This is a genomic window from Alteromonas sp. AWJ4_197, from assembly GCF_056160285.1.
Genome location: NZ_JBSWWW010000012.1, coordinates 1 through 7,589 on the forward strand (window position 1 = coordinate 1; position 7,589 = coordinate 7,589).

Below are 7,589 nucleotides of genomic sequence, written 5' to 3' on the forward strand. Positions count from 1 at the left end.
TATTTAAGCTTAGATTTGTCGCTTTCTTGGGGGCATGGACGTCATATAAATCTTGCATTTTATCACTCCAACTAATTTTACCACCAAGTATACGCATGCAAATGCGCATTGCAAAGCATGGTTGGAATATAACAATCACATTAAGTCGGTCGCAAGCTCCCTGGGGCACAAACATGGCGGCTGTGTCGCTTCGCTCCGATTATAGCCGCCACGTTTGTGCCCCTTATTTGGGTGTTATGCGCCGTAGTTTATTTTTCAAATGTTTGGTGAGGCGTTAGTTGTTCAGGACAAGGTTGTTTCGCTAGGTTGTATTGGTGACTGCCAACGTCAGTTTTCAAAACTGCATTATCAACGTTCAAATTCCCAACTCAGTAACGCCAGCATTCTTGCTAAGCGGCTTTCTTGGCTAGTTCATTTCTCAGGCATCCGCTTTATCATCTGGCATTTCGCACAGGGTTGTTTTAGTGTTGTCGTAAGCTATTGAATCAATACATTGTAGTAACAGGCGCTGGCGGCAAAGCCGCGTGGGGCAAGCACCTCGCAACGCATAACAAGCGCATTAACACTCGCTGCGCTCGCTGGGGACAAAAACACGTGGGCTCCGGCGCTTCGCTTGAAAGTGTAGCCCACGTGTTTTTGCCCGTTATGCGGGTGTTATATCCGTAATTAACTATGACTATCTTTTTCTACACAAAAACTGACGCATATGGCGAATTTTCGAACTTCTCTAAACATGGGATAGAGGAAGACGGAGAATGGTGGCCTACAGTCGAGCATTATTTTCAGGCTCAAAAGTTCCAAGACAAGTCGTACCAAGAAAAAATAAGAACTGCTTATTCATCAAAACAAGCAGCTGAACTTGGTAGAAGTCGAAAGGTCCCGATAAGAAAAGACTGGGAATCAGTTAAAGACGAGGTAATGTTTCGAGCGGTTTTAAAGAAATTCAAAACTCACGACAAACTGAAAGAATTACTATTATCCACTGGCGAGCAAAATATAGTGGAGAATGCGCCAGGTGATTATTATTGGGGCATTGGTAAAAACGGTACTGGTCTAAATAAATTGGGAAAAATACTTGTCTCTGTTCGAGAACAGCTCAAGATATAACAAACCGCTGTAGCCGGTCGCAAGCTCCCTGGGACAATAACACGTGGGCTGGGTCGCTTCGCTCCAAATTTTAGCCCACGTGTTATTGCCCCTAAGCGGGGTGTTATGTACTCTGAAATTTAACTAAAAGGAAATTTAGAATGAAGAGAGACATAGTTGTAGGAGTTTCAACAGCAGTAATTATCGCAGTACTATTCGCTTCTTGGAAAGCAGTTGAAAAGGCACCTTCTAAAATCGTTATTCCAAGCGGAGCTGTCATTGCTTTTGCTCTAGAAAACTGTCCGGAAAGTTGGGAAGAATACGAGCCGGCGTATGGGCGATTTATCCGAGGCATAGACAAGAGTGGACAAGATAGAGACCCAAGCGGTGAAAGAGATGTTGGAAGCCATCAAGATGATGCTATGAAACAGCATTCTCATAACTATAACGCTTACGATCACTCAAGGTCTCCGAATCGAGGTGGACGAGCAGGAAATGATAGATTCAATGCGGTGAGAACAGATTCTTTAACGAGGTCAGTACAAACATCATCCGTAGGGCAAGAAGAAACGAGGCCCAAAAACGTAGCACTATTGTTTTGTAAGAAGTTATAAACTCATTACATAACAATCACATTAAGTCGCTCGCAGGCTCGCTGGGACAGTAACACGTGGGCTCTGTCGCTTCGCTCGGATTTTAGCCCACGTATTACTGCCCCTTATGTGGGTGTTATATGCCAAGTTGTTTTAGCAACAATGAAATACTTTATTATCTCAAGGACGAATTAGGTTAGTCAGAATGGAAGAGGCAGCAGAAAGCATTGGTCGTTTTTTCTTAAATATTCTCAAGTGGGTTTTTATCGATGCCATTCTTGAATTCTTCATCCGAGGTTTGGGGTATATTAGTTTAAAAATTGTCACATTCGGTAAGTATCCGAGAAAAGGCAGAGATGAAGGCAGGAGCGTGATTGCTGGCTTCGTTACTCTCGCGTTGATACTTGTTTTGATTGGCATGACTAATTGAGGGTTGGCATATAACAAACCACTCAAGTCGCTCGCAGGCTCGCTGGGACAGTAACATATGGGCTCTGTCGCTTCGCTCGGATTTTAGCCCATATGTTACTGCCCCTTAGTGGGGGGTTAGCAGTCAAATAGGTGTAATCATGATAAGGGATTTTTCAGAATATATTACCCAGCACATGACGGAGAGTGGACTTAGTCATAGGCCTTCACCCGGTGAGCACCATTTTGTAAGCATTTATCTAATTCCACGACTTTACCGTATAAATAAAAGAGTCCCTGATTATGTAAATCCTGACGGGACTAAGAAAGTAATCGGTGACGTTGTTTATTATAAAGATCATGAGCACCAATTAGGTATTGAGGTGAAACTTGGTACTGTTAGATTAACGAAGAATGAATTCAATACTTGGATTGTGAATTCAGATGAAGTTGAATGGCCGCATACATTTTTAGGTGTAGGTAAACGAGGCTTGATCGTAAGTTCTTGGAAGCACTTCAGAGAAACTTATCTTAAAGCTGTAAAGCATAAACTTAAGGATTGGACTCCTCAACCAATTGAAAAAGGTTATGGTCCGTCTAAAAATGTCGATGAGCTATTCAATTTTTTCGATCCTCAATTTACCTTTGAAAGAGAGCACGATGCTCAAAAGGCATTGAGCAATGAGCAAAGTTTTTTAAAGGCGCTCCGTAGTGAAATTGACTGCTAACAATCACATTAAGTCGGTCGCAAGCTCCCTGGGACAGTAACACGTGGGCTCTGTCGCTTCGCTCGGATTTTAGCCCACGCGTTACTGCCCCTTATGTGGGTGTTATGCGCCGTAGTTTATTTCTCAAATGTTTGGTGTGACGGTAGTTGTTCAAGACAAGGTCGTTTTACTAGGTTGTATCGGTGTCTGGCGAGGGCAGTTTTCAAAACAGCATTATCAACGTCCAAATTTTCAACTCAGCAACGCCAGCATTCGTGCTAAGCGCCTTTCATGGCTGGTTCATTTCTCAGACGTCAGTTTTATCCTCTGGCATTTCGCACAGGGTTGTTTTAGTGTGGTCTTTAATTGTTTAATCAATTGGTTATGGTAACGGGCGCTGGCGGCAAAGCCGCGTAGGGCAGGCACCTCGTAACGCATAACAAGCGCATTAACACTCGCTGCGCTCGCTGGGGACAAAAACACGTGGGCTCCTCGGCGCTTCGCTTGAAATTGTAGCCTACGTGTTTTTGCCCGTTATGCGGGTGTTAGCACCCAAAGGGTAACGAGATAATGAAAGTTGTTTTTACAAAAGGAAGTGGGAAATATGGATATCTCAAGTGTATCAGAACTGACGACTCAACAACCGAAACCCAAATGCCCGAGCAAGGAATTGCGCCTCACGACATGATTCACTTTATCGTCGAAAAAACACTTGGATTTGAAGGTGCCTTTTATGGTCAGTTAAAAGCAGGTGCTAATATCAGCTTTACTATGGAACATAACGAAACATCTCGAAGTGCTTACAACTCTATAGAAACATGGCAAACCGAATCTATTGTTGAATCGCTCCAATCTTTGCTTTGGTCAAGTTCCTTCGAATACGATGATTTTTCCTATTTGGTGAATGAAGCTTGTGCAAGTAGAAAGTTAACTAAACCTGTTATTTCTGAGATCGCTTTTAATGCTATCAAGGAAAAACTGCTTACTATGAACAAACAATGGCAATCCTTAACTAAAGGTGAATCGGTTTGTGAGGTCTTTTAACATTCTAGGTGCTAACAAACGCATTAACTCTCGCTGCGCTCGCTAGGGACAAAAACACGTAGGCTCCCTTCGCTTCGCTCGGTATTATAGCCTACGTATTTTTGCCCGTTATGCGGGTGTTATGCCTTTGGAGAATTCTCATGGATGAACAGCTAGCAAATAAAATTAAACAAATTTGGGAAAGTGCAAAAACTGATTCTCCTCTTAATCAAAAAAGTGCTGTGTGTGTTTCAACCATAGATTCTGCTGGCTTTCCACAATCACGTTTCGTTGACCTCAAGGAAATCGATCAACTTGGTTTTACTTTTTGCACTTCTTACAACTCACAAAAAGGACATAATATCTCGGAGAACCCTAAAGTTTCCTTACTTGCTTGGTGGGACCATATCGGCTATCAAGTTCGTGTTGTTGGAAAGGCGGTAACTATTTCCAACGAACGAGCAGACAAATTTTGGCTTACTCGCTCCAAAGAGGCGCATGTCGCTACTACTTGCTTTAACCAGAGCGAAGTCTGGAATTCTCCAGTTTCAATGGACAACCAATACTCTTCAGAGCTCGCCGCTTCACCAGCATCAATTGCTCGCCCGAGCTCTTGGGGTGGTTATTCTGTTATACCAAATTCAATAGAAATACTTAAATTTAGAGCCAATCGAGTACATATTAGAGAACAATACTTAAGGGATGGTTCATCTTGGAAAATGCGGTTGTTACAGCCTTAGCAAAATGGCATAACAAACAACTGTAGCCGTTCGCTGGCGCTCACTGGGACAATAACACGCAGGCTCAGTCGCTCCGCTCCCAGTTTAGCCTGCGTGTTATTGCCCCTAAGTTGGGCGTTATGCGCCGTAGTTTATTTTTCAAATGTTTGGTGCGGCTGTAGCAATTCAAGGCAAGGTTTTTTCGCTAGGTTGTATTGGTGTTTGAAGTCGTCAGCTTTCAATTCAGCTTTATCAACGTCCAAGTTCTCAACTCAGCAACGCCAGCATTCGTGCTAAGCGGCTTTCTTAGCCAGTTCATTTCTCAGGCGCCCGTTTTATCATCTGGCATTTCGCACAGGGTTGTTTTAGTGTTGCCTTAAACCATTTAATCAATTTGTTGTGGTGGCTGGCGTTGGCGGCAAAGCCGTGTAGGGCAGGCACCTCGCAACGCATAACAAGCGCATTAACACTCGCTGCGCTCGCTGGGGACAAAAACACGTGGGCTCCTTGGCGCTTCGCTTGAAATTGTAGCCCACGTGTTTTTGCCCGTTATGCGGGTGTTAGGCATTTGAGATTTAACATGGTGAGTTTTAAAGTACTTAATTCCGTGACATCAGTCATAGCATTAATATTATTTGTCAATTTTCTAATCTACCCGGAATTGCTGTTCTTTATTTTTGGCATTGATGGCTCTGGCAGCTCGTATTTTATTGCAAGGCGGCTATCCATATTATTTCTAGGCATTTCAGTATTAACTTGGTTAAGCCGTAGTGTGAAGCATTCTGAGGCTCGACAAGCAATATGTGCCAGTGTTTATGTATCCATGTTTTCAATGTCAACCCTTGGTTTATTTGAATATTTTAGGGGTGTTGCACATGCCGGAATACTAATTGCGGTACTTACAGAAATGACAATTGGGTACCTTTATTTTGTAAAATGGAACATCGGTAAAATGCCTAACAAAACGCTATAGTCGCTCGCAGGCTCGCTGGGACACAAACACGTGGGCTGTGTCACTTCGTTCCGATTTTAGCCCACGTGTTTGTGCCCCTAAGCTGGGTGTTAGGTTACCGATAGTTATGCTCCCTGAATTTGACAAACTACCTACTGTATTAACGTACGAAGAAGTTGAGAGGCAACTTCAAATTGTCATGGATATTGCTGAGAATCATGCAGAGCCGCCGATATACATGATTCAAGAAACGATTAACGATGGGATATCCGCATTAGAATATAATCCAATTGGGTATTTTAGTGCAGCGATAGAGAGTAGGGTCTCAAGTTGGGCTATGTCTCACTGGGGCTGGGAAAAGGGAGATCGCGATTTCATTGACGGGCTAACTGCAATAATCATTAATTTCAGTTCTCTTTCGGCAAGTAGACAGTTTTTTGAGGAGATGCTTCAAACGGAAACTCGAGAGTTTGCCCAAGAAGAATTAAAAGATGTATTAGAGAACGATTTATAGGAAACCTAACAAGCGCATTAACACTCGCTGCGCTCGCTGGGGACAAAAACACGTGGGCTCCCCGGCGCTTCGCTTAAAATTGTAGCCCACGTGTTTTTGCCCGTTATGCGGGTGTTATACGCTATGGGTATCAAGGATTGAAATGCAGCTTAAAAAACCAAAATATCTTCTCGTCACTCAAGAGTTAGGGTTTAAATTACCATTATTTTGGTGCTTGTCGGCTATTATAATTGGCATTCTTACTCAAGAAATAGCGGCAACAATCTTCATTTCCATTGCGTCATTATTCCTAGTTTGGCTTACTAGCAAACTTGCCACCTTTTTCTTGAGTTTCCAAGAACACAGCGGCATTTTAAAAAATCACATTTACGATAACGTTGTAAAAGCAATTTGGTTTGTCTCTTTGTTCGGGCTCTTAATTAATTTCTTTAAATCCCTACTGTTTAACGTTGATAGTGAAGCATTTTTGGGTTGCGTATTTTCTATAGTTTATTTCGGGTTCATGCTTTCAGCATCAAATCGTTGGGGTATGCACTTCGTTGAAAAACGCGTATAACAAACCGCTGTAGTTGGTCGCAAGCTCCCTGGGACAATAACACGTGGACTCAGTCGCTTCGCTCCAAATTTTAGCCCACGTGTTATTGCCCCTAAGCGGGGTGTTAGGTTCTCAGTGGTTGCATATTGAGTTAACCTGACTTTTTATCATCGACACAAGGACTGTTTAAATGGGTGGAATAAGCATATGGCAATTATTAATTCTTTTTGTTTTTCTTGGATCATTTCTCATTCCATTATTACTTACCGGGTTTTCAAAGCGAGCTAAAGGCGCAGGTAAAGTTGGATGGCTTATTTTGGTATTTTTTACATCCTGGATAGGTTACGCAGTATTTCTTATTGTAACTCAATTGGTTAAACCAACAGGTCAGCAACAAACCTAACAATCAAATTAAGGCACTCGCTTCGCTCGCTGGGACGTAAACATGGCGGCTGGGTCGCTTCGCTCCGATTTTAGCCGCCATGTTTACGCCCCTTATTTGGGTGTTAGGCGTCATTTACTTACAGCATTAAAATGTGGGTTTAACCGTGACACTCCAGCATCAAGGTTGTTTCGCTAAGGTGTCTTTACAGCTTACTATTTCGGTAGTTTCAACGGCTTTAGCAACGTGCTTTTCATCAACACCGCAACGCCAACATTCTGCATCACCAGTCTTCTAAACTCGCTCTTTTATCCAGCATTTTCTCTAACACCTGGCATTTAGCACTGGGTTGTCTTATTTTAAGTTCAATAATTTAAACACGCGGTCTATTTGGCTAGTGGTGGCAGCAAAGCTGCGTATGTTCCTTTGTACGCCTAACAAAACGCTGTTGGCACTCCCTCCGGTCGCTGGGACGCTAACACGTGGGCTGACTCACTTCGTTCGTATTTTAGCCCACGTGCTAGCGCCCCAAAGCTTAGCGTTATGTGCCAAAGGTAATTTAGTATGTGTAGATGTTGTGAAAAGAACGTCCCAGTAGAGCGTCCTAGAATTTGCCCTGAGTGTAGACATGAATTTAAGGGAAATGGCTGGGATGGGATTGATGCTCACT

The 7,589-nt window shown here is 43.0% G+C and carries 9 protein-coding genes; all 9 read left to right on the top strand.

Features of this window, described 5'->3' with window-relative positions:
• The first annotated feature begins 672 nt into the window (after positions 1-672).
• Positions 673-1,107, top strand: coding sequence for an NADAR family protein (locus tag ACXAGC_RS19895; RefSeq protein ID WP_474846653.1), 435 nt, complete (start codon positions 673-675; stop codon positions 1,105-1,107).
• A gap of 140 nt (positions 1,108-1,247) precedes the next feature.
• Entirely contained in the window at positions 1,248-1,700 is a 453-nt protein-coding gene (locus tag ACXAGC_RS19900) for a hypothetical protein (protein ID WP_474846655.1), read from the top strand.
• Between the two features lie 184 nt (positions 1,701-1,884).
• On the top strand, positions 1,885-2,109 hold the full coding sequence (locus tag ACXAGC_RS19905) for a hypothetical protein (protein ID WP_474846657.1): 225 nt from the start codon (positions 1,885-1,887) through the stop codon (positions 2,107-2,109).
• Between the two features lie 139 nt (positions 2,110-2,248).
• Complete coding sequence (locus ACXAGC_RS19910; RefSeq protein WP_474846659.1) at positions 2,249-2,815, top strand: hypothetical protein; 567 nt, start codon at positions 2,249-2,251, stop codon at positions 2,813-2,815.
• A 549-nt stretch (positions 2,816-3,364) separates the two neighbouring features.
• On the top strand, positions 3,365-3,838 hold the full coding sequence (locus ACXAGC_RS19915) for a cytoplasmic protein (RefSeq protein ID WP_474846661.1): 474 nt from the start codon (positions 3,365-3,367) through the stop codon (positions 3,836-3,838).
• Between the two features lie 140 nt (positions 3,839-3,978).
• Positions 3,979-4,557: a pyridoxine/pyridoxamine 5'-phosphate oxidase gene (locus ACXAGC_RS19920; protein WP_474846663.1), complete on the top strand. Its 579-nt coding sequence runs from the start codon at positions 3,979-3,981 to the stop codon at positions 4,555-4,557.
• A 1,058-nt stretch (positions 4,558-5,615) separates the two neighbouring features.
• Positions 5,616-6,002, top strand: a complete 387-nt coding sequence (locus ACXAGC_RS19925) for a hypothetical protein (RefSeq protein WP_474846665.1) — start codon at positions 5,616-5,618, stop codon at positions 6,000-6,002.
• Positions 6,003-6,144: 142 nt separating this feature from the next.
• The gene (locus ACXAGC_RS19930) at positions 6,145-6,558 is read left to right on the top strand and encodes a hypothetical protein (protein WP_474846667.1); all 414 of its coding nucleotides are present in this window, start codon (positions 6,145-6,147) and stop codon (positions 6,556-6,558) included.
• Between the two features lie 169 nt (positions 6,559-6,727).
• Positions 6,728-6,940, top strand: coding sequence for a Sec-independent protein translocase family protein (locus tag ACXAGC_RS19935; RefSeq protein WP_474846669.1), 213 nt, complete (start codon positions 6,728-6,730; stop codon positions 6,938-6,940).
• Positions 6,941-7,589 lie beyond the last annotated feature (649 nt).